Here is a 21,729-nt window from a genome sequence, read left to right on the forward strand (position 1 = left end):
GGAAGCGTATTGCTTCCTTTTTGCATTTTGTACTGTTATTTGAACTCAAACTTACCCTGCATGATTGCCCAGTGACCAGGGAAAGAACAGAAGAATGAGTAATCACCTCCCGGAGTCATCTTCTCTGTGCTGAATGTGATAGAAGTGCTTTCGCCACCACCAATCACTTTGGTAAACGCGTAAACACGGTCATCGTTAGGTTTTACGTAGCTGTTCTCAAGACCTGCAGACATACCTTCCGTACCTACTGCCTGAAGGTTTGCTGTATCAGCTATCACCACGTTATGACCCATTGATTGTGCTGGCATTTTACCAGTGTGGTTCAGCGTCAGTTTCACTTCTTTACACGTCGCTGGCACGCTCAGTGTTTTGGTTGAAAACTGCATCATATCGTTAGCATCGATGGACACTTCACACTCTGCGCTTGCTTGCGCGCCAAAGCTTAATCCAGCTAGTGCAAAGGTTGCTGCTACTAAACGTAAAGACATATAACACTCTCCATATTTTATTTTTGGGCTGACTTGGATTCAAACCGATCCAATGCATCTCATTATCATCGAATATTCCAATTGAAACCGTGCTTCAATCCGGATATTGACGTTTTGTTGCAAAGTTATACTTATCGTTTTTATGGTGTGATCATTCATGTGCCGTATTTTCCTCTCTTGATTTCATAAATGTGAAGGGGATCTTTTTGGCCAAGAACTACCAATCTTTTCGGGTATGAGGTCAGCTTTTATTGGCGCTTTTTTCAGTAACATGTAACTAAGTATTTCAAGTGTTTTTATCCTGTAACTTATTGATTTTTAAATGCATGAAAACAAAGTGAAGACAAATGCTTATATCGATTGTGACCAGAAAATAGATTTGTTTTATCCAGTGCACACTTTCTGAATTTTGAATTAGAGTCCCAGTTTTTTGTTTGCTTACCGATTACGTATGAAATGTCGTCAAATTGACGTAAAAAGACGCTTTATTTTTGGCACTTTTACACCTGTAAGTTGAGTAACATTTAGTTACATCTGTCCGCTGCGGCGCGAAAAAAGTCCCCCTCTATAATGCTGTTCCTTTTTATTGTTGTTTGTATAAGTCCTTAATTATGAGAAAGAATACGCTAGCGATCATGCCAAGTGTTTTAGCACTGGCGATCGGTATGGGATTGCCTGCTGTACACGCAGGAGTGATCACAGATGCAACTATCGTCGGCTCAGAAAGCCAGTGGTGGAACACTTACAAAGTGATCCTAACGAACGACGGTTCAAAGCCAGTTGAACTGCGTGATGCGAAAGTGACGTTTGATTCGAACCTATCTATGTCGACACCCTCTTGGTCTGCGACTGGCATCAGCTACCCGGGAATGAAGTTCACCAGCGACGCGCAAGGTAACGCGTTCAAGAACACACTTGCGCTGGCTTTTGATAGCGGTAGCTGGGTGAAATCTCAACTTCCGGCAGGTGAACGTATTGAGCTAACGCTAGGTGTGAGCGGCGTGTTGGATCTGACACTTCTTCAAAATACTATTCGTCTGATTGCTGACGATGAAGGTGAAGTCGGCGAACCAGAAATTTCTCTTCAATTGGCATCGCCAGTGAACGGTGCTGAGTTTGAAGAAGGTCAAGCGGTTGCCATGCTAGCAAACGTAACGGCGACTAATACCAGCGTTAAAGCGGTGACTTTCTTTGTAGACAACAAACAAGTGGCTCGTGTAACGCAAGCCCCATTCCAAGCGAGTTGGACTTCTGTTGGCGCAGGCGCTCACACGATCAAAGCTGTAGTGGAAGACGCCACAGGTTTAACCCAGCAACAAGCGGTCAGCATTTCAGTAAAAGAGAAGCCAGTTGAGCCACCTGTGGAGCCAGAAGTGCATGAGCTGACGTTCGTCGCGCCTACACAAGGTCAAACATTGATGGTGGGTGAGGCAACGACGATCAAAGCACGCGTTGATGGTGAATTAATCTCGAAACTGGAGTTCTGGGCAAATGACCGTAAGTTAGGTCAACGTAACATCGCTGCAGGTCAAACGACGTATTCTCAATCTTGGACTCCAAATGAAGTGGGCAATGCGACACTTAAAGTGGTGGTTCTCGATCAGAACAACCAAATGGTTGAACAACGCAGTATCGCTGTTGCTATTGAAGCAGCTCCAAGCTTTGTTAAGCCAGAAGTGAGCTTCTCTTCGCCTTCAAACGGTTCGAAGTTTGAAAAAGGTGAAGCGGTATCGATATCTGTTCGTGCAACGGATGCTGATGACGATTTGTCTCGCGTTATCGTGAAAGCAAACAACAAGCAAATCTGTGATTTCAACGCAGCAACCACAAACCAGTTCTCTTGTAACTGGACGGCGTCAGAAGTTGGTGCAGTTGAGCTAGAAGCGATTGCGACGGATGCTGAGAACCTAACGGCAACAGTACGTGTAAACATCACAGTTGAAAAAGTAGAAACACCGACGCCTCCGCCAACAGGTGGACTGTGTGCTGATTTTAATGTGTACCCAGACTGGACTCGTGGTGATCATGCAACAGGCGGCGACATTATGGTTCACAAGAACATTGCTTACTCAGCGGTATACTGGACGCAATCTGTTCCTGGCAGCGATAGCTCATGGTCATTGCATCTAAACTGTGATGGTACTGAGCCGGGTACAGCGCCAGCGCTTTCATTGCGCAACCCAATGGACCCAGTGCGTCTAGAAGTGGCAGGTTGGCCAAACACATTCGTTGTGGCGAGCCCATCCACTCAAGCGCCAAGTACGCTAACTATCGCAGCAAGCAGCAGTGATGCGCTCACAGACCTAGAGCAGCTTACACGTTCGTTTGTGTCAGCTATCGAACAAGCAGAGAACGCGGGTACAGCATCTATTGTGATTCGCTCGGATGTTCTGGATCTCGCTACGCAAGACAAAGGGGCGTCGTTTGGTGCCGTTGCGGTTAAACAAGCACTGACGAATGCTATTGATATCACGGGTAGCCGTATTGATATTGATGCAATCAACGTACTGAGCGATGACGTTAAAGGCTGGGCACATGCTTACAACTTGATCTTCACCACCCTTGCGCCACAAGCGACATTTGGTTGGTCATTAAGCATTGGTGAGTTTGCTTACGATACCCACTCTGGTCGTCAGTCTGTATGGGATGAAGCGTCTGTTTTCACGGCTGATCTACTTGATAGCTTCGAGCTTTACAAAGCAGATTCTGCGAACAAAGCTGACTTTGTGGCGTTTACTAAATCGAATGCAACAACTGCACTAACCAGCGAGCAGTGGCACCACGCACTTGAGTACGTAAAACAGGTGACAGATTACGTTGATGCGCCTGCAATGCTAGCGAACATGCCGACAGAGCAAACCGCAAACTATTTCATGGGTAACACGCAAACCGATCAGCAAATCCGTAAAGCGGCGTACAGCAACGTGTTTGCATTGATGTTTGATCAAGACTCTCAAGCCCTAACCAGCAAGATTGAGCTTTACCAAACGGCGAAAGTGCCACTGTACTACGTAGGTGAAGAGTTAGAGAAAGGTTCATTGACTCGCATTGAAGCGCTAAACCAAGAGTTAGCAAATGCTGAAAGCGTGATTGATAACGAAGCCTTCCTATACGAAACGCCACAATCTCAATGGGTTCCGTCAACGGTTTACAAGTGGAACGACTTCCTAGATGGCTTGAATGCAATGCACAACATTGGTGTGGCGGGCAACAAGTTCTGGTTGATGAACGATGACGTTGATGATGCAACCAACATCAAATACGCGAAAGTCGCGATTGCTGCGTTCCTTGCGCAAAGTATGCAAGAGACTATCCGCTACAACGCGTGTGATGAAAACAATTGGTCTGAAGTGAAATACGGCGCGCCTGCGGATTACCCAATGACAGCAAGCTGTGGTCAATTGGGTCAGAAATACGCAGATTACGGCGTAAACCCAGTTTCTGGTTTGGACCATGCGTACTCTTGTCCTCGTGATGACAAAATGGAAGTCAGTGCGTTGACTCATGCGAAATGGTATGGCGCTCCAGCTCCAGTCTTTGCCGCACCTGATGCAGTACTTGAAGAGCGTGGTCTATTGGTGAACGGTGCAGCAGGTCGTTGGACAAACAATGGTCACTGTAACGATGTTCCAGAAAGCGTAGATACGTCTAAACAAGTGTGGGAACGCGACGAATGTAAGACTTACGTTGGTCAGAAGGCCGGTAAGTTCATTTGGGACGGCAGCAGCCAAGAAAGCGTTGAAGGTTGTGGCTGGTGGGGGCGTGGTGTTATCCAAACCACAGGTCGTCAGAACTTCGGTACGCTTAACCACTACCTAGGTCGCTCGCACGTTGACCCATCAACCATTGGTAAGACAATTGATGGCGTAACGGTAGAAGCACCACCGGCGAACCCGCTTTATGCTGAGCTAGATTTCTGTTCTAACCCAGGTCTGATTTGTAGCTCGGAAGAGAACAAAGAGATCAAGTGGATCGCAGGTCTGTTCTACTGGGTAACGTCAGTTCAGGCATACAACGATGAAGGCGGTCAGTACGCTGATTGGAACTACCACAACGAACTGAAGAAGTATGTAGATAGTGGTCTGCAAGGTTCTCAATTTATCGATGACGTTTCAGGCATCGTTAACCGTGGTTGTCCGGATCTGACGTGTTCGACAGGTGATGTTCACAACGTTAAAGAGCGCCGCGAGAACTTCAAACTGGTACTACAAAAGCTAGGTCTTGATCCTCGCTAATTAAGACAAAGCAACATCGATGAAGCAAAGCCATCACTGAAAAGTGGTGGCTTTTTTGTTTTTCGCATTAGGTTTAGATTTTTACAAATTCGTAATAGTCATTTTCTTTTTCTGCTTATTATCATTTATTTTCAACCCAATATAATGCCCGCCATTCCAAACGTATTTGCTGCGTTTTTGATTTTTATCTTTCGATGGATGGTTTCCGGGAGGGGAGTATGTCGAACTTTGTTGTTGTCGGTGGTGGTGCTGCGGGTCTAGAAATGGTCACGCGTTTAGCGAGCAGTTTTGCAGGCAAATCTGATCATACCGTTACTTTGGTTGAGCCATCTTCTCATCACTTATGGAAACCAAGACTGCATGAGATTGCAGCGGGCACGTTTGATAATGAGCTCGATTCGGTTGCGTTTCGTCTTCATGCTGCTTGCCACGGCTACCAGTATGTTCAAGCTCGAATGTCTGGTTTAAACCGAGCAGAAAAAACCATTATGGTGAGTTCCGAACTGTCGCCTGAACAAACGTTGAAATACGATTACCTCGTGATTGCAGTGGGTGCGATCAGTAACGATTTCAAAATCCCGGGGGTAAGCGATCATTGCTTATTCTTAGATTCCGCTCCTCAAGCAGAAAAAGCGTGGGAACAGATGAAGCAGATGCTGGCAAGCGGTGGTTTGCATCGTGTTTCTATCGTGGGTGCTGGTGCGACCGGCGTTGAGCTGGCGGCCGAATGGGCGAAAGTCAGCAAGCAATTAAACCGCTATCAAAATGATACTCAACTTTCCATTACGCTCATCGAAGCGGCAGATCGTGTGTTACCTGCAAGTGCTGAGTGCATGTCTACCAAGGTACTTAAGAAGCTACAAAAGCAGGGCGTTAACGTTCGTTTAAACACAAAAGTTCAGCGTGCAGAAGCAGACCGTATCGTGACGGAAAATGAAATCATTCCTGCCGATCTGCAAATTTGGGCGGCAGGGATTCGATGCCCGGATTGGTTAGCGAACCTTGATGGTCTAGAAAGTAACCGCATTAACCAACTTAAAGTGCTGCCTACGCTGCAAACCACTCTGGATGAAAACGTGTTTGTTATTGGTGATAGTGCCGAATGCCCACAAGAAGATGGAAGCATCGTGCCACCACGAGCGCAAGCTGCCAACCAAGCTGCTGCACACCTAGCGAAGCAACTTAAACGCTTGGTGAAAGGCAAAGAGTTAAAACCGTTTGTATTCAAAGATGGTGGGATGGTCGTCGCGCTTGGGCATGATTACGCGGTTGGCACATTGATGAATGACAAAGTCGTATTGCGTGGACGCTACGTTCGCCGTTTGTACGACACCATATTTAGACTGCATCAACGCGTCATTTTTGGCTGGTTCCGTGTGTCGGCACTGGTGGTTCTTAAACGGGTAAAAGGTTTATTGAACCCGTACTACAAGGGCTCTTGGTCTTAATCCAAGTAGTTACTCTTCACTTCCATTTGTTCATTTTTATCGAGCGCCCAAATCAGCAGAATTTGTGGCGCTAGGTGTTTTTTATGCGTCATTTTCAACTCTCTTTGCCCGTTCAACTTCTTATTTCTGCACTACTTGCATGGACTGGTGCGCAAGCTCTCCTTCTTCTTGTCTACCATGGGTTGGCAGAAAAATCACTTTTACTGTCGAGTGATTACTACCAAATTTTAATGTTGGGCAAAACGGTCTATCTCGGCTTACTGAAAATGGTGGTGGGTTTGATGGTGCTGTTTTCTCTTGTCGAAGGCATCACCAATATTGGTTCAACCGTTCGTCTTAAAGCTCTGGGTGGGCGAACACTGCTTTTCTACAGTTTCACCACCTTAATTGCCATTAGTTTAGGACTTGGTGCGTCGTTAGCATTGCCTGCTTGGGAGCCACTTAGCCAAGCTATTTCTGTGGGTAGTGATGTTCGTTTGATTGACGAGCAAGGGGCAGGTGGTGCCGCAATATTGACCAATCTCGTTAAGATGGCGATGGTGAATCCATTTGCTGCACTGGCGAATGGTAACTTACTGGCGATCGTGGTCTTCTCCTTTATGGCAGGCGTTGCGATTTTACTTTCTGTTCCATCTGGTCATCCGTTGCTAGCGGTGATTTCAGGGCTAAACAAAAGCGTCAACACCATGATTCGAGGCATCGTTAAGCTGTCGCCAATAGCTATTTTCGCGATCGTGTTTGATATCACGCTGACCTCAAGTGGGAATCTGATTCAGCAACTCGCGTTGTTTGCGTTGCTGGTGTTTGTGCTTACGATGGTGCACGGGCTAGTGGTGCTACCGACGATTGCCAAGGTAATGACGGGGATCTCTCCAGTTGCGCTGTTCAAAGCGATTTCGGCACCGTTAGCCATGGCGTTCGCAACGTCTTCAAGTGCGGCAGCTCTGCCTCTTGCAAAGCAAAGTGCGGAAGACAATTTGGATGTCTCACCAGAAGTCAGCAGCATGGTATTGCCACTCGGCTCTGTAATGAATATGGATGGCACCGCGCTATTTGAAGGCGTCGCTGCGATTTTCCTAGCACAGTTGTTTGGGGTGGATTTGAGCACCACTGGGTTGGTGATGATCTTCATTATGGCAATGGTTTCTTCCGTTGGTGCGCCAGGCATGCCTTCGGGCTCCATGTCGGGTATGCAGTTAGTACTACTAGCTGCGGGCATTCCATTGGAAGCGATAGCTATTTTATTAATGATAGAAAGACCGTTGGATACATTCCGCACCGCGGTCAACGTTGAGGGGGATTTGGTTGCGACATTGGTGATAGACCGTTGGCAGAAGAAGCAAGAGGGTGAAAGCAGTATTTATTACCAAAAACCAGAGCCTTTGGTCAGCTAAACTTCGAGGTAAATACGCACCCTACTGGGTGCGTATTGGACGAAAAGAAGTGCGGCATTAGCTAAGATGAAAATAAGATCATTTCTTGTGCACTAAACGAAAATTCTCCCTTTCATATAAAGCACGCCATCGCCTGATACCTTCACTTGTTCGCCATGTATATCACAGTGCAAAATCCCTCCGCGCTGAGAAGCCTGATAAGCAACCAGTGATGTTTTGCCCAACTTTTCAGCCCAGAAAGGCACTAGTCCAGCGTGAATCGATCCAGTCACCGGATCTTCATCGCCGCCATTCGCTGGCCAAAAGTAACGTGATATGAAGTCCTGCTGTTCGCCTTTCGCGGTGACGACCACATCGTAAGGTGCGAGTGTCTTGAGGTGTTCTGAACGGTATTGAACATCAAGTACCTCTTGTTGGCTGTCCACAATCACAAAGTATGCTTGAGGGCTTAGCAGAACATGCTCTACTTTGCAGCTTAAGCCTTCAATCAAAGCCACAGGAATGTCAGAAACGGCTTTTGGTGGGCGAGAAGGGAAGGCCATCTCGATTTTTCCGTGCACATTCTTCTCTACGGTGAGTGTCCCTACTTCAAGGGTGCGGAATTCAATCGCACCTTCAATGCCCAATTCGTCAAATAGAACTAACGAAGAGGCTAACGTTGCATGCCCACAGAAATCGATTTCGGTAATAGGAGAGAACCAACGAATCTCATATCGGTTTGTGCCAATAGGTTTTAGAAAGGCCGTTTCCGATAAGTTGTTTTCTGTCGCGATATTTTGCATCAACTCTGGCGCAAGCCATTCCTCTAGCGGTACGACAGCGGCGGAGTTGCCTTTGAATTGCGTATCGGTGAAGGCGTCCACCACGTAGATATCCAGTTCCATTTACGCTTCCTTGTTTGCTTTTGGGCTAATGAGCGTACACCAAATAAGTCGTCGATAAGTACAAATTTGAAAATGTTACGTAAAGTATCACTATTTGGCTTAAAATAGTTTTTATTGATACTTAATGAAGGGTTTCGGTTTCTTTTGGGGAATACACTTATCCCGAACTTAAGAAATAGGAGCATCATCATGAAAGCAATCACTACATCGGTTTTGGCATTAAGCTTATTGGCAGTGGGTTCAGCTCAAGCATTCGAGTTAACCAGTAATGATATTCAAGAAGGCCACCCAATGGCAAAAACGTTTGAGTACAACAGTTGGGGCTGTGATGGTGGCAACCAGTCTCCACAGCTGATGTGGAAAGATGCGCCTGCAGGCACAAAGAGCTTTGCAATTACCGCGTACGATCCGGATGCGCCAACAGGCAGTGGTTTCTGGCACTGGGTTGCGTTTAATATTCCTGCTAATGTGAATGAACTTCCACGCGGTGTGAACATTGAGAAATTGGGTGGTAAAGAGTCTCGTATTGATTACGGTACTGTAGGCTTTGGTGGTGTTTGTCCTCCAAAAGCGGACGGTATGCACCGTTACCAGTTCACAGTATGGGCGTTGCCTACCGATAAGTTAAACCTAGATGAAAATACGCCAGCGGCAGTGGTCGGTTTTACACTAAATAGCATGGCATTAGACAAAGCAAAACTGACGGCGACGTACACACGTTAAACGTCATTTAGAGAAGAGAGGGAGTCGATGAGTCACCAATATCAAATTACGATATTTCGAGCTGAACGGTTGCAGAAACTACGCAATGTGAGGATTCACTCCCCAAGTATTATTCAGATCATCACCGGGAGTAAGCGCCTTTTCTGGAAGGAGTCGGCGTTAGATCTTTCTCATTCTAAGCTGCTGCTTTGTGAAGCTTCTGCATCGCTAAGTTTTGAGAATTTGCCCCAGAAAGGGAAGTTTCTCTCGAGAATGTTCAGCTTTCATTGTTTGCCGACAGAGGTGATGCTTGAATTGAGCGTAAGCGTTGGAGAGGAGCAAGAAGCGCCAACATTAGAAGCAGATAAAGCATTGGAAGAAACCCTCAATGCGTTGTTTTCGTTTTATCAACAAACTATGAGCAAAGAGACACAAACCTTCTGGGTAATGGGCTTATACCAGCAACTCGCCGAGCGTGGTGTGTTGCATCACTTATTTACGAGTGCGAACACAACATTCAGTCAGAAGCTAAGCCGCTATTTGTCGCATTCTCCAGGTGAAGAGCACTCATTAGAAGGAGTGGCAGAGCGCTTTGCTATGAGTCGCGCAACTATGATTCGTAAGCTCAAGCAAGAGGGGACTCAGTATCGAGAGGTGTTGGCAGAAGTGCGCTTAAATCACGCATTGTATTTAATGCAAAATGGTCACTACAACGTTGCGATGTTGGCTCACCTTTGTGGTTATCAATCTGAGGGGCGTTTTAGTCAACGGTTCAAAGGTAAATTTGGACTAACTCCTAGTGACTATATCAAAACTGTCGTGGTCAGTTAGCGCCCTTCGCGTTACCGATGGGCGCTTCTAAATCATTACAGCCTTTGGTTATCTATAGTATTTCTGCTTCATTTTGAGTGCTACTTTCACTAAAGCAATCAATACAGGCACTTCGATCAGTGGGCCAATGACACCCGCAAAAGCTTGGTCTGAGTTTAGGCCAAACACTGCGATGGAAACCGCAATTGCCAGTTCAAAGTTGTTGCCTGTTGCCGTGAAAGCAATCGACGCATTTTTGTCGTAGTCGATGCCCAGTTTCTTACCAACGAAGAAGCTGACAAAGAACATCAATACGAAGTAGATAGCCAGTGGAATTGCTACACGGAATACATCCATTGGCAGTTCAAGAATCATTTCACCTTTCAAGCTGAACATCAGTACGATGGTCGCAAGTAGGGCGATAAGCGTAATTGGTGAAATGCGTGGGATGAACACTTCGTTGTACCATTGTTCACCTTTCGCAGCGACCAGCCATTTACGGCTTAGGAAGCCCGCTAGGAATGGGATACCAAGGTAAATCAGAACGCTCTCAGCGATGTCCATCATCGAGATATCTACCACGAAACCTTCGTAACCAAAGACCGGTGGCAACACAGTGATGAACAACCATGCCATTACACTGTAAGTCACGATTTGGAAAGCACTGTTTAGTGCAACTAGGGCTGCGCCGTATTCTTTATTACCACCACCGATATCGTTCCATACCAATACCATCGCAATACAACGAGCAAGACCGATCAGAATGATACCGACCATGTAGCCCGGATGATCACCTAGGAAAGTCAATGCAAGGATGAACATCAAAATAGGGCCGACAATCCAGTTCATAAGCAAAGACAGTGTGATCGCTTTTTTATCTTTCGTCACTGTACCTAGCAGGTTGTAGTTTACCTTTGCTAGCGGCGGGTACATCATCAAAATCAAACCAATCGCGAGCGGTACGTTCGTGCTACCGACTGACATTGACTCATTCCACTCAGCAACTTGAGGGAATGCTACGCCAATACCTACACCGATTGCCATTGCTACAAAAATCCATACTGTTAGGTAACGGTCCAAGAAGCTCATTTTGTCGCTGGCACTATTTAAAACTTGAGTAGTCATAGTGTTCTCTTATTCGTTTATCGTCGAAATACGATGGTTAAAGGTATAGTTTATCTCTGCACGCCTTACCAGCGTGCAAAGGGAATTAATCAAATAATTTGGAAAAGCCTAGATTGAACTGATCAAACGCGTCGCGCTGAATGCGGTAACACACCTTAGGTGGGTTTGGCTCGGCGCTAATAAAGCCTGCTTGCTTTAGAATACGCAAGTGCTCGGAAACAGTAGATTGCGCAAGACCCAATTCAGAAACCAAATCACTGTTCAAACAACCGCCCATGGTATCGAGAGTGTGCAGGATATGCAGAATGCGCAAACGTGCAGGATGCGATAAAGCTTTTGCTTGTGCTGCTAGAGTTTGTTCTTTCTCTAGTTGTTGTTGCGTTGTCTGAAAAGCAACTACGCACTTGTCGTTGCATTTATCACTCATTCGCTGGCCTTAATAGTTAATCGTCGAATTGCGATAAAGTGTACGCCTGCTCAGTTTAGGATGCAACTATAGAATCGACACCATGTAAAATCTGAGGGTAGGTATGGATAACTGCTGAATGGATTTACATTATTAGGACAATAAAGTGGAGACAAAAAAATGAAAAAGCAGAACTTAAAGATACAACGAAGTGGGGGTGTAGTATCAGGAGTTAAGTTCTGCTTGGAGTTGTAAGTTATGTTATGACCAATTCAATAACTCTTTCATGTTTAGTAGCGCGATCACTTCCAACTTGTTTTTTGATTGAGCGATACGCTGTTGGAAATAAGCAGCCATCTTAGGCCACGCTTTTGCAGGTCTTTTATGGATTCGCATGATATTTCCTCCTTCGTGTTGACAGGGTCAGTATGCGAAGAAAAGGGGAGCTGAAAAAGAGAGTAGATTTCTGTGGTTTATTCCTAATAAGCTCGAAAGGGGAGCTAACTCTTCGATTTTTGGCTTTGCGTAGGCAAAAAGGGGAACAAAGTGAACGGAAGTTTTCTTATTTTCTCTTGGATAAGTTGAGTAAAATAAACCTATCTCCACTTTTTGAGGATACGCAGTGTCTGATCTCAACTTGTTCCGCTACTACCAACGACTGACACCATTAGGTGTTGGTAGTGAAGTCAAAACCACGTTGCAGGAAGTGGCGGATTTGCTGTTCACTTCTCCTCGTCACGCGCGCAGCTTGTTGTCGCAAATGCAGGCGCTCACGTGGTTAAGTTGGCAGCCAAAAGCGGGCCGCAATCAGCGTTCGACATTGCTCCTAAACATAGCGTTAAGCGCGCTAAAAGAGAGCCTAGCTCTGGAGCGCATTAAGCTGGGTAAGTACGAAAAAGCACTGGCGATTCTCGATGAAGATGAAGCTGCATTTGGACGTTTGCTCAAAACCACTTCAGGTGCATCGGTTCAAGAAGGTCGACTCAATATCCAGCTGACTTATAAGCGTATGTTTGAGCGCATCGTCCCTCACCAACTTCACCGCAGCAGTGAGCGCTTCTTTCTGCGTCAAATCTATTGTTGCTTGGTATCGAGTGACTACAACGGTGTGGTAAAGCCAGAGTTGGCCCACCATTGGCGCTACGATGAGAAGAACTTTGAGTGGACATTTTACCTTCGCCCCGGTCTAACGTTTCATAATGGGGCGCCGATTGATGCTGATACCGTGGTGAGTCTATTTGCCAAACTGAGTTCGTTGGAGTATTACCAGAAAGAGCTGGCTCACGTTACCGACATCACTGCACCAAACCCTCTTAAAGTAGTGTTTACCCTGAGCAAGCCAGATTTGGGGTTTGCAGGGCTTATATCTGGGGTGAAATACGGCATTCAACCCGTTAGCCAAGTAAACGTAGCCAACAACAACTTGGTGATTGGTAGTGGCCCGTTTTCGGTGATTGAGCACAATGCGAATCGACTAAAGCTGAAAGCTTTCGATGCTTATTACGCTTGCCGTGTACTTACCGACATAGTGACGATTTGGATCGTCAACGATGAGAAAATGGAGAATCCTTCACTCACTGGTAGTGTGCCTATCAACGTTAGTGAGACTTTGTGTGGTCATTATGTTTCGACTCAAGATGACAAAGCCCCTCATGATGGTCAACACACTCGAACTGAAGATGGTTGCTTGTTTGCTCTGTTCAACCATCATGCTAAACAGCCTTTGTCTCGTGCTCAGCGCCGCTATATTGCAGAGTTGATTCAACCTGAGCGTTTGGCAGAAGCGATGCGAAAAGAAAATACAGTGTTTCGCAGCGTTCCTGCTTCCAACTTACTACCTAGTTGGAAGCCCGTTTTACGTCCTTTTGGGGACAGAACCAAGTTACCGAAGACCATCACTATCGCGGGTTACAACTACACTGCGCTTCGTCGCTGTGCTCGTGCTATTTCTTCTCTCCTGGCATTGGAAGGCTGTAAAGTTGAGACGATCATGTATTCCTACAGAGAGCTAAATGAAAAAGCGGAAAATGGAACGCTAGACGAGACGCTGGTGGTGACTAACACCACTTCTGATGACAGCCGTCATGTCTCTGCTTTTACTAACTTCTTTAGCAATGATGTTTTGTACCATACATTGGGTGAAGAAAATGCGCAGTGGCTTGATGAGCAGTTGGAAAAGGTGAGGTCGTTGGTTCCCCTTGAAGATTACTTAGTTGCGCTTGAGCCTATTGCTTCAACACTGGTCAGTGAATACTGGATCGCACCAATGTTCCACCATACTCAGACACTGCGTTTCCAAGGTGTTTTAGAAGACGTCGCTCTCACTAACTGGGGTTGGCCGGATATTCGTTCAGTGTGGTCAGCAGATTAATCAAACCCGCCACTCGGCGGGTTTTTTGTGTCTTTTCTTTTCCGACCTTCTGCTCGCTATATGTTGAAACTAAGCAACGTTTCGATTTCTTTTAGCAAACAAGTGTGATGATTATCCCTGTTTGAAACTCACTAGCGCCAAATTAGTGGAAAATGAAGTTTGAATTTAATCACGATAAATAGCGAGTCAAGAGTTGTAATGTGATCGAGATAAATTATTGCGAATTTCTAGAAATGTTTGGATAGGTGCGGAGGTTCAAATTATGCCTATTGACATGTTGCTGAAAGAAAATTTGTTGCTAACTTTCTTTGTCTATTTTTGAGCTACGTTCATTAAAACAAATTGACAGCCATTTAATTGTGATTTGTTGCACAAAAGAGGCGTGCTTGCGCGGTTCTACTACTCTTATTGATAATTAACCCATCGATACCGAACTGTTGATAGGGTTTAAAAATGCTGTATGAATTAATCGACCACGAACTAGTAGATGTTATTAATGACCGCGCTTACCAATGGCAAGACGCAGTTAAAAAGACAACGCAATACCTAGAAGACAAAGGTTACGTTTCTCAGCAATACGCGGATGCCATCATCCAATCGACCGAAGAAAATGGTCCCTATTATGTGTTGTGCCCTGGACTGGCGATGCCACATGCTCGCCCAGAAACCGGTGTCCTAAAAACGGGCTTGGGCATTCATATTTTCCCTTCACCAGTTGATTTTGGTTCGGACCTTGGTCCTGCCAACATTCTAATTACCCTAGCTGCAAAAGACGCTGATACCCACATTGAGGTGATTCAAGCGCTGAGCGAGATGTTTGTGGACGAAGAGAACATTGCAAAACTGGCACAAGCTTCATCTAAGGAACAAGTGCTAGACATAATAAAAGCATACTAAAAGGAACATAACGTGAAAGCAAACATGCGAGCCAATGTGCAAGCCTTCGGGGGTCATTTGACCGCCATGGTGCTGCCAAATATCGGAGCCTTCATCGCTTGGGGCTTTATTACTGCACTCTTTATCCCAACAGGTTGGATGCCAAACGAAGCGTTTGGGGAACTTGTTGGTCCAATGATCACTTACTTATTACCACTGTTGATCGGTTATACCGGCGGTCAGATTGTCGGTGATAAACGCGGCGCGGTAGCCGGTGCCATTGGTACCATGGGTGTTATCGTTGGTGCGAACATCCCAATGTTCGTCGGCGCAATGATCATGGGCCCACTCAGTGCTTGGGTTGTGGTGCAAATGGATAAGCGAATCCAACACCGTATTCCTTCTGGCTTTGAGATGGTGGTGAACAACTTCTCACTCGGTATTGTGGGCATGATCCTGTGTCTGTTCGCCTACGAGATTGTTGGTCCTGCAGTAACAGCGGCAAACTTGTTTGTGAAATCGGGCATCGAAGCCTTGGTGGCAACGGGATTCCTTCCTCTGCTCGCTATCATCAACGAGCCTGCGAAAGTGCTGTTCCTAAACAACGCTATCGACCAAGGTATTTATTACCCACTAGGTCTGCAGGCGGCAGCTGAAACAGGTAAATCAATCTTCTTTATGGTGGCATCTAACCCAGGTCCGGGTCTTGGTATGCTGTTGGCTTACGCGAAGTTTGGTCAAGGCCTGTCTAAACGTTCTGCGCCAAGTGCCATCATCATTCACTTCTTCGGTGGTATTCATGAGCTGTACTTCCCGTATGTGCTAATGAAGCCAATCATGATCTTGGCAATGATTGCGGGTGCAGCGACAGGTATCGCAACCTTCAATCTACTTGATGCAGGTTTGGTAGCAGGTCCAAGTCCAGGCTCAATCTTCTCTTACCTAGCACTGACTCCGAAAGGCAGCTTCCTAGCGACCATCGCAGGCGTCACAACTGCAACGATTGTTTCCTTCCTTGTCGCAAGTGCGATTCTGAAGATGAGCAAAGCAGAAGACAAGGAAGACGAGTTTGAACAGTCTGTCTCTGATATGAAAGACATGAAAGCGGAAGGCACAATCAAACCAGTTGCTGCTGCAACACAAGAAGTCAACAAACCAATTTCATTTGTCGCATTTGCTTGTGATGCGGGTATGGGCTCAAGTGCGATGGGCGCTTCAACCTTCAAACGCAAGTTAGTTCAAGCCGGGATTGATATTGAAGTGAAGAACTTCGCCATCGAAAAAGTCCCAAGTGAAGCCGACATCGTCGTGACACACGAAAGCTTAGAAAGTCGAGCCATCAAAGCAACAGGCTTGCCAGTGGTAACGATTAAGAACTTCCTCAATGACCCAGCGCTCAATGAGCTGATGGATACGATTAAGCAACAAGCGGTCGCGACTGAGCAACCAGCCTAACAATGCAGTATGGGGTGGCACCTACCACCCCATTTAGGAGAGAAATCATGGTACAAACAACGGCAGCGGTTATCTGTGGCGAGAAAGACGTTCAACTAAGAACCTTTGATTTGCCAAGCATTTCAGCCGATGAACTTCTGGTTAAAAACATTTCAAACAGCATTTGTCTGTCCACTTACAAAGCAGCATTGTTGGGTAGCAAACACAAACGCGTACCTGAGAACATTGATGAAGTGCCAGTGATGACGGGTCATGAATACGCAGGTGTGATTGTTGAAGTCGGTGAGAACCTAAAAGACCAATACAAGGCAGGCGATTACTTTGTACTGCAACCAGCAATGGGGTTGCCTACTGGTTACTCGGCGGGTTACAGCTACGAAACCTTTGGTGGCAACGCAACGTATTCCATCATTCCGAAAATCGCTATCGATTTAGGTTGTGTGCTGCCTTACCACGGTGATTATTTTGCAGATGCGTCTTTGGCTGAACCAATGTCATGCATCATTGGTGCTTATCATGCGAGTTACCACACTACGCAATACGTGTACGAGCACGATATGGGCATCAAAGAGGGTGGAGCGTTAGCGCTACTTGCGTGTGCTGGCCCTATGGGGATTGGCGCGATTGACTACGCGATTAACGGCCCGGTTAAGCCAAAACTGATTGTGGTAACAGACATCGACGCTGCACGCTTAGATCGAGCAGAGTGCTTAATTCCGGTTGAGAAAGCAAAAGAGCAAGGCGTTGAGCTGCATTACGTCAACACCGCTCAAGTCGATGACCCTGTGACTTACCTGAAAGCGCTGAACGATGGCAAAGGCTACGATGATGTGATGGTGTATGCGGCGGTATCGCAAGTGCTAGAACAAGCCGATGAGCTGTTGGGTAACGATGGCTGCTTGAACTTCTTCGCAGGCCCTACCGATAAAAAATTCAAAGTACCGTTTAACTTCTACAACGTGCATTACGAATCAACGCACATTGTGGGCACGTCTGGTGGCTCGACCGGCGACATGGTGGAATCTATCGAGTTGTCTTCACAAGGTAAGATCAATCCATCGTTCATGATCACCCACGTTGGTGGCTTGCAAGCTGCACCGCATACGATTTTGAATCAGTTGGATATCCCGGGTGGTAAGAAGTTGATTTACCCGCATATTGACCTGCCATTGACCGCGATTGATGATTTCTTATCGTTGGCAGACCAAGACCCGTTCTTCGCCGAATTAGACGCAATTTTGAACGCTAACAACTATGTGTGGAACGCACATGCAGAAAAAGCGTTACTTGAGTTTTATGACGTGAGCTTAACGGTTTAGTTGCAACGAATTTGTGTGGTAGCCTTTGCGCTGCCACATAATGGAGAGGTCATAATACGTTGTCACGTGAAGACGAATTACTGGAGAAACTGGACGAGTGCGAAAATGCGACTGCGTTTCTTCAGGTTTCTAACAAAATAATTAACCTCAAGTTAAAAGCATTACTTCCGAGCGTGTTCGTCCAAGACGATCTGGTGAAGGAGTATGCTGTGGATCCTTTATTGAAAGAAGATGGTCCGTTGGTGACGACCGATGTGGTATCGAAGCTGATGTTTGCGATGGGCAAAATCTCTTTGGAAACTTACGCCGATATCGGACTGTACGATCAGGTCTTGGAGTACGTGGTTAGCCAACCTGAGAAAGTCGAATTCGCGGATGACGTGATTTACGACTTCATCAAAAACCAAGCGGTACTCTCTTCTCAGCAAGACAGCTTTTATCTTGAGTCGATCAATCAGCTTAAGTTCTCTTCGTTTGAGTCCTTTTCGCAAATGAGATACGAATCTCTCATCAAAACAGTGTTGAAGCTGTCGTGTGAAATGTTGATAGAAAGAATCGAAGGGGAGATCAATCAATAAGGGTTCACCATGAAAGTGAATTTAAACGTCAGTGGTTTTGAAACCGAAGCTACCTTTCCTGATGCCGATGTAAAGCGAATCCATCAACCTCTTATCGAAAAGTTTACCCGCCTCTATCATGAGAAGCAGGAACGCATTGTCGTGTTCTTGTGCGCGCCTCCGGGCAGCGGTAAGTCAACCCTAGCTGCATTCTGGGAACACCTTTCTGAACAAGATGAAAACCAAGAGCCACTTCAGGTTCTGCCTTTTGATGGTTTTCACTACCCGAACGAAATCCTAGACAGCAACACCATTGAACGTAATGGTGAAATTGTCCCTCTGCGCAGCATTAAAGGCTCTTACGAGACGTTCAATCTCACCGAGCTTATCGACAAGCTGAAACAGCTTAAAGTGAAAGACAGCAAATGGCCTTACTACGATCGCAACTTACATGATCCTGTGGATGATGCCATTCAGGTTAACCACAATATTGTCGTTGTCGAGGGCAACTGGTTGTTGCTTGATGAACCGGTATGGAAAGAACTGCATCGCTTGGCCGATTTTACGGTGTTTATTGATACTCAAGCGGAGTTTCTAAAAGAGCGTTTGGTTAATCGAAAAATCCGTGGCGGTACAGATCCAGATGCCGCATTGGCGTTCTACTTACGTTCTGATGCGGTCAACGTTGATAAAGTGCTGAATCACTCGATTCCTGCTGACTTATCGTTGTTTCTTAATCAAAACGGTTCGTTCGACATTCGATAGTTCGTCCACAATCTCAGGAGGTCACCATGGATATCGTGATTGATAGCCACACCCATACTATTGCCAGTGGACACGCTTACAGCACGATTTTAGAGAACGCATTGTCTGCTAAGAATAAGGGGCTAAAACTTCTTTGTACCACCGATCATGCTCCCGAGATGCCTGGAGCCCCTCACTACTGGCATTTCAACAATCAAAGAATTTTGCCCCGCTTTTTACATGAGGTTGGCATTCTCCGTGGCGTCGAAGCCAACACGCTGAATGTGAAAGGGGAGATAGACTTACCACCGTCCTCTGACCAACATCTTGACTGGGTGATTGCGAGTTTCCATGAACCCGTATTCAAGCCAGCAACGGAAGCTGAGCATACCGCCGCCCTGATAAATGCGATTCAAAGCGGCAGAGTGGATGTTCTTGGTCATTTAGGTAACCCAAATTACCCATTCGATATGGAACAGGTGCTGCGCTGCGCGAAAGAGCACAATGTTGCGGTTGAAATTAACAATACATCTTTGACTGGCAAAAGCCGTAAGGGCAGTGATTCTCGTTGTGATCGCATTGTCGAATTGGGCAAAGAGATTGGCGTTTACTTCAGTACAGGGTCGGATGCCCATTTCAGTGAAGAGATTTCCAAGTTAGATTTGGCAATTGCGTTGCTGGAAAAACACGGTGTGGATGAAGAGAAGATACTCACTACATCGACGAGTCGATTCTTGAACTTCTTATTGCTGAGAGGTAAGAAGAGAATTCCCGAGTTTGAGTGCCTGTACTGAGAAATCGACTATGCTAAGGCTCAGTGGATTTAGCTTAGTTATTGACAAATAAGGTTATACGTAAGCCGAAGAATAAGCCCGGCACGTTCGGGTCTATTCTCCGTAGCCACTTTTCTCATGAACAGGTAGAGTTTTTGTGGACAAGGAAAATCAACTTCGTCAGCAACGTTTGAGCATCCGGGCTGAGCAAGCGAGCGGCAGTTAGGACATCTTCCGCGACCACATGATCAATATCTCGAATATCTAAAGCTATGTCTAGATCTGTCAGCTGCAGTGCACGCAAAATTGCTCTGTACTGGGAGAGCTTCATGTCAGACTCCCCCCCCTTTCAATGCGTTGATATGTCTTTAAGCTCATTCCTGCTGCTTGAGCCATTTTTTCTCTGGAAACGCCTTGTTCTTTCCTTCTTTGAATAAGAACTTCAACGATTGGGTCAATATGCATAAGCGCTCCATTTGGACAGATTTGACCTAAACGACGCAAATTGTGGACCAAGTTAACTAGCACGTATTTACCCGCAAATGAATTTTTTATAAAAATGCTGTTCTAATAAAAACGTAGATTATTCAGTCAGTTTGCTGCAAATGAAAATACATAACAGAAAATTATCAGACAAATGGCGATTAAAAGATCGCAAAATGCAACGCATTTTAGATGATCTAGTAGATGAGTTAAGAGTGCATTGCAAAGAAAGCAATCTAGATATGGGGTGGTTGGTAAAAGAATCCCAAAAAAGGTTGATGGTGTATAAAGAACTATATATGCATCGAGCACTTATTGATGAGCGTGAAATACAGGACGCTTTTGAAAGGCTTAGTGAGCAGGAAAAGCAAATTGTCGCTTTGGGTGAAGATAATTTGACGGCGGTAATCGACTCACTAAATCGAGAAATATAAAGTTCAAGTTGAGAAGGTTGCTAAAGGCAACCTTCTCAAAGTTATTACTTAATCAAGTGCTGACCCATCACACCATCGCCTTTTTCTAAGCGAGATGAAATATCACCAAATAGATCCGGTAAGTCGGCTTTTATAGTGTAGTTATAACCATCGTTTAACTTGTTAAAGTCCACTGAGTATTGCGTGTAGCTGTCGTCATACTGGTAACGCACGTTCATCACTTTTTGGTCTAGGTTGTATACCAAACCGTAAAGCGTAGCGTAGCCGCGCATTTCTCCGTTGACTGGGCGGTTTGCCGCATCCAATGGGATTTTATAGGTCACGCTGTCGAGTTTAGCAATGCCGTTAGTGTAGCTACTCGGTTCTTTAAGTTGATCCTTCATGTAGCTGTTCCAGATAAAACGCTGAGCAGAGTTGATGTTACCCGGAATTGGGAACTCGCCATTCACGTCACTCTTCGCTTTTGGCTGTGCCTCTTGCCAGTTTTTCAAGTGTTGCGCGTACTCTGGGCTGTTAGTCATCACGTCATATTGTTTGCCATGATGAACTTGCCAAGCGCCGTCGATGTATTCCAACACAGCAGAGTCACCACTTGCGTCTTCTAATGAGTAATGTCCCTTCATTTCGATGCCATTGTGGCTGAACTGTTGGATTTGGATTGAGTCTAGATTCTTCAACGCTTCATCAACGGACGCGAAGCTATCAATCAAATAGGCGACAAAGCGCGAGTTTTCGATTTGTTGTTTGCCAGCTTGTGATGCGCCTGGGTTTTCCTCATCTAAAAACAATGCATTAGCCGCAAAGCCTTTCTCGTTGAAGCCATCAATAATGCCCACGCCGTAAATACTCACACCGATGGAAGCGTATTTCGATGTCCACGTAAGTGCATCGCCTTGATCGTAGCCATGGTAGGTTTGACCAGCGTGACGTACATCGATGGTTGGCTGGTTGGCTTCCATCCAGTCCATAGTACGAGAAACAAATACCCCGTGGTCTTGAGTCTCCCAAACCAAACGTGAACACGCATTGGCGGCGGTAGAGATGCTGCCGATTGCCATTGCGACAGATGCTGCTAGAAGTACCTTTTTGCTAAAACCTTTCATTGAATTGCCCTCGTAACGTTTCAATATGTGCTCATTATTACCTCTGCTATTCATCATGTAATCTCAGTTTTGTTGCAAATATTGCAACATTCAGGGTCGGATTGAATTAAGATAAACGAGTC

19 protein-coding genes and 1 pseudogene are annotated in these 21,729 nt (G+C 45.8%); 13 read left to right on the forward strand and 7 right to left on the reverse strand.

Features of this window, described 5'->3' with window-relative positions:
* Positions 1 to 35: 35 nt before the first annotated feature.
* The gene (gene azu, locus B853_RS19730; protein ID WP_010451113.1) at positions 36 to 488 is read right to left on the reverse strand and encodes an azurin; all 453 of its coding nucleotides are present in this window, start codon (positions 486 to 488) and stop codon (positions 36 to 38) included.
* Positions 489 to 1,099: 611 nt separating this feature from the next.
* Here azu and B853_RS19735 point away from each other — a divergent pair.
* The 3 genes from B853_RS19735 to B853_RS19745 all read left to right on the forward strand — a co-directional run bounded on the left by B853_RS19735 (position 1,100) and on the right by B853_RS19745 (position 7,565).
* Positions 1,100 to 4,723 (forward strand): Ig-like domain-containing protein, encoded by a 3,624-nt coding sequence (locus B853_RS19735; RefSeq protein WP_038884693.1) that lies wholly within the window; start codon positions 1,100 to 1,102, stop codon positions 4,721 to 4,723.
* Between the two features lie 218 nt (positions 4,724 to 4,941).
* Positions 4,942 to 6,171 (forward strand): NAD(P)/FAD-dependent oxidoreductase, encoded by a 1,230-nt coding sequence (locus tag B853_RS19740; protein ID WP_038884692.1) that lies wholly within the window; start codon positions 4,942 to 4,944, stop codon positions 6,169 to 6,171.
* A gap of 83 nt (positions 6,172 to 6,254) precedes the next feature.
* Complete coding sequence (locus tag B853_RS19745) at positions 6,255 to 7,565, forward strand: dicarboxylate/amino acid:cation symporter (protein WP_038884691.1); 1,311 nt, start codon at positions 6,255 to 6,257, stop codon at positions 7,563 to 7,565.
* 92 nt (positions 7,566 to 7,657) lie between these two features.
* Here the strand turns inward: B853_RS19745 and B853_RS19750 are convergent, their stop codons facing one another.
* Complete coding sequence (locus B853_RS19750) at positions 7,658 to 8,449, reverse strand: PhzF family phenazine biosynthesis protein (RefSeq protein ID WP_038884690.1); 792 nt, start codon at positions 8,447 to 8,449, stop codon at positions 7,658 to 7,660.
* Between the two features lie 189 nt (positions 8,450 to 8,638).
* Here B853_RS19750 and B853_RS19755 point away from each other — a divergent pair, with 189 nt between their 5' ends.
* Entirely contained in the window at positions 8,639 to 9,172 is a 534-nt protein-coding gene (locus B853_RS19755) for a YbhB/YbcL family Raf kinase inhibitor-like protein (protein WP_038884689.1), read from the forward strand.
* 27 nt (positions 9,173 to 9,199) lie between these two features.
* The gene (locus B853_RS19760; protein WP_038884688.1) at positions 9,200 to 9,982 is read left to right on the forward strand and encodes a helix-turn-helix transcriptional regulator; all 783 of its coding nucleotides are present in this window, start codon (positions 9,200 to 9,202) and stop codon (positions 9,980 to 9,982) included.
* Positions 9,983 to 10,030: 48 nt separating this feature from the next.
* Here the strand turns inward: B853_RS19760 and arsB are convergent, their stop codons facing one another.
* From arsB to B853_RS26730, 3 genes are all read right to left on the reverse strand, one after another.
* On the reverse strand, positions 10,031 to 11,086 hold the full coding sequence (arsB, locus tag B853_RS19765; RefSeq protein ID WP_038884687.1) for an ACR3 family arsenite efflux transporter: 1,056 nt from the start codon (positions 11,084 to 11,086) through the stop codon (positions 10,031 to 10,033).
* A gap of 85 nt (positions 11,087 to 11,171) precedes the next feature.
* The gene (locus tag B853_RS19770) at positions 11,172 to 11,513 is read right to left on the reverse strand and encodes an ArsR/SmtB family transcription factor (protein WP_038884685.1); all 342 of its coding nucleotides are present in this window, start codon (positions 11,511 to 11,513) and stop codon (positions 11,172 to 11,174) included.
* Between the two features lie 240 nt (positions 11,514 to 11,753).
* Positions 11,754 to 11,888 (reverse strand): hypothetical protein, encoded by a 135-nt coding sequence (locus tag B853_RS26730; RefSeq protein ID WP_005425107.1) that lies wholly within the window; start codon positions 11,886 to 11,888, stop codon positions 11,754 to 11,756.
* Positions 11,889 to 12,114: 226 nt separating this feature from the next.
* Between B853_RS26730 and B853_RS19775 the strand changes: the two genes are divergently transcribed.
* The 7 genes from B853_RS19775 to B853_RS19805 all read left to right on the forward strand — a co-directional run bounded on the left by B853_RS19775 (position 12,115) and on the right by B853_RS19805 (position 19,608).
* On the forward strand, positions 12,115 to 13,863 hold the full coding sequence (locus B853_RS19775; protein WP_038884684.1) for an SgrR family transcriptional regulator: 1,749 nt from the start codon (positions 12,115 to 12,117) through the stop codon (positions 13,861 to 13,863).
* Between the two features lie 453 nt (positions 13,864 to 14,316).
* Positions 14,317 to 14,760, forward strand: a complete 444-nt coding sequence (locus B853_RS19780) for a PTS sugar transporter subunit IIA (RefSeq protein ID WP_038884681.1) — start codon at positions 14,317 to 14,319, stop codon at positions 14,758 to 14,760.
* A gap of 12 nt (positions 14,761 to 14,772) precedes the next feature.
* On the forward strand, positions 14,773 to 16,194 hold the full coding sequence (locus B853_RS19785) for a PTS mannitol transporter subunit IIBC (protein ID WP_128826986.1): 1,422 nt from the start codon (positions 14,773 to 14,775) through the stop codon (positions 16,192 to 16,194).
* A gap of 47 nt (positions 16,195 to 16,241) precedes the next feature.
* On the forward strand, positions 16,242 to 17,513 hold the full coding sequence (locus tag B853_RS19790) for a zinc-binding dehydrogenase (RefSeq protein WP_038884680.1): 1,272 nt from the start codon (positions 16,242 to 16,244) through the stop codon (positions 17,511 to 17,513).
* A gap of 59 nt (positions 17,514 to 17,572) precedes the next feature.
* Positions 17,573 to 18,091 (forward strand): MltR family transcriptional regulator, encoded by a 519-nt coding sequence (locus B853_RS19795; protein ID WP_005435522.1) that lies wholly within the window; start codon positions 17,573 to 17,575, stop codon positions 18,089 to 18,091.
* A gap of 9 nt (positions 18,092 to 18,100) precedes the next feature.
* A complete protein-coding gene (locus B853_RS19800) occupies positions 18,101 to 18,835 on the forward strand; it encodes a nucleoside/nucleotide kinase family protein (protein ID WP_038884679.1) in 735 nt (244 codons plus the stop codon).
* 26 nt (positions 18,836 to 18,861) lie between these two features.
* On the forward strand, positions 18,862 to 19,608 hold the full coding sequence (locus tag B853_RS19805; protein ID WP_038884678.1) for a phosphatase: 747 nt from the start codon (positions 18,862 to 18,864) through the stop codon (positions 19,606 to 19,608).
* 115 nt (positions 19,609 to 19,723) lie between these two features.
* Here B853_RS19805 and B853_RS19810 read toward each other — a convergent pair.
* Positions 19,724 to 20,052, reverse strand: a pseudogene (locus B853_RS19810) (helix-turn-helix domain-containing protein).
* 194 nt (positions 20,053 to 20,246) lie between these two features.
* Here B853_RS19810 and B853_RS19815 point away from each other — a divergent pair.
* The gene (locus B853_RS19815) at positions 20,247 to 20,504 is read left to right on the forward strand and encodes a hypothetical protein (protein ID WP_010451142.1); all 258 of its coding nucleotides are present in this window, start codon (positions 20,247 to 20,249) and stop codon (positions 20,502 to 20,504) included.
* A 44-nt stretch (positions 20,505 to 20,548) separates the two neighbouring features.
* Here the strand turns inward: B853_RS19815 and B853_RS19820 are convergent, their stop codons facing one another.
* Positions 20,549 to 21,664, reverse strand: coding sequence for a linear amide C-N hydrolase (locus B853_RS19820; protein WP_038884675.1), 1,116 nt, complete (start codon positions 21,662 to 21,664; stop codon positions 20,549 to 20,551).
* Positions 21,665 to 21,729 lie beyond the last annotated feature (65 nt).

Source organism: Vibrio rotiferianus CAIM 577 = LMG 21460 (assembly GCF_002741985.1).
GTDB classification, from domain to species: Bacteria; Pseudomonadota; Gammaproteobacteria; order Enterobacterales; family Vibrionaceae; genus Vibrio; species Vibrio rotiferianus.

What these genes read in the sequence shown, in the direction of transcription:
- B853_RS19815 (WP_010451142.1), top strand. Translation starts at nt 20,247, where the DNA reads ATGCAACGCATTTTAGATGATCTAGTAGATGAGTTAAGAGTGCATTGC.
- B853_RS19760 (WP_038884688.1), top strand. Translation starts at nt 9,200, where the DNA reads ATGAGTCACCAATATCAAATTACGATATTTCGAGCTGAACGGTTGCAG.
- B853_RS19780 (WP_038884681.1), top strand. Translation starts at nt 14,317, where the DNA reads ATGCTGTATGAATTAATCGACCACGAACTAGTAGATGTTATTAATGAC.
- B853_RS19750 (WP_038884690.1), bottom strand. Translation starts at nt 8,449, where the DNA reads ATGGAACTGGATATCTACGTGGTGGACGCCTTCACCGATACGCAATTC.
- B853_RS19805 (WP_038884678.1), top strand. Translation starts at nt 18,862, where the DNA reads ATGGATATCGTGATTGATAGCCACACCCATACTATTGCCAGTGGACAC.
- azu (WP_010451113.1), bottom strand. Translation starts at nt 488, where the DNA reads ATGTCTTTACGTTTAGTAGCAGCAACCTTTGCACTAGCTGGATTAAGC.
- B853_RS19820 (WP_038884675.1), bottom strand. Translation starts at nt 21,664, where the DNA reads ATGATGAATAGCAGAGGTAATAATGAGCACATATTGAAACGTTACGAG.
- B853_RS19745 (WP_038884691.1), top strand. Translation starts at nt 6,255, where the DNA reads ATGCGTCATTTTCAACTCTCTTTGCCCGTTCAACTTCTTATTTCTGCA.
- B853_RS19755 (WP_038884689.1), top strand. Translation starts at nt 8,639, where the DNA reads ATGAAAGCAATCACTACATCGGTTTTGGCATTAAGCTTATTGGCAGTG.
- B853_RS19770 (WP_038884685.1), bottom strand. Translation starts at nt 11,513, where the DNA reads ATGAGTGATAAATGCAACGACAAGTGCGTAGTTGCTTTTCAGACAACG.
- B853_RS26730 (WP_005425107.1), bottom strand. Translation starts at nt 11,888, where the DNA reads ATGCGAATCCATAAAAGACCTGCAAAAGCGTGGCCTAAGATGGCTGCT.
- B853_RS19800 (WP_038884679.1), top strand. Translation starts at nt 18,101, where the DNA reads ATGAAAGTGAATTTAAACGTCAGTGGTTTTGAAACCGAAGCTACCTTT.
- B853_RS19740 (WP_038884692.1), top strand. Translation starts at nt 4,942, where the DNA reads ATGTCGAACTTTGTTGTTGTCGGTGGTGGTGCTGCGGGTCTAGAAATG.
- B853_RS19790 (WP_038884680.1), top strand. Translation starts at nt 16,242, where the DNA reads ATGGTACAAACAACGGCAGCGGTTATCTGTGGCGAGAAAGACGTTCAA.
- B853_RS19735 (WP_038884693.1), top strand. Translation starts at nt 1,100, where the DNA reads ATGAGAAAGAATACGCTAGCGATCATGCCAAGTGTTTTAGCACTGGCG.
- arsB (WP_038884687.1), bottom strand. Translation starts at nt 11,086, where the DNA reads ATGACTACTCAAGTTTTAAATAGTGCCAGCGACAAAATGAGCTTCTTG.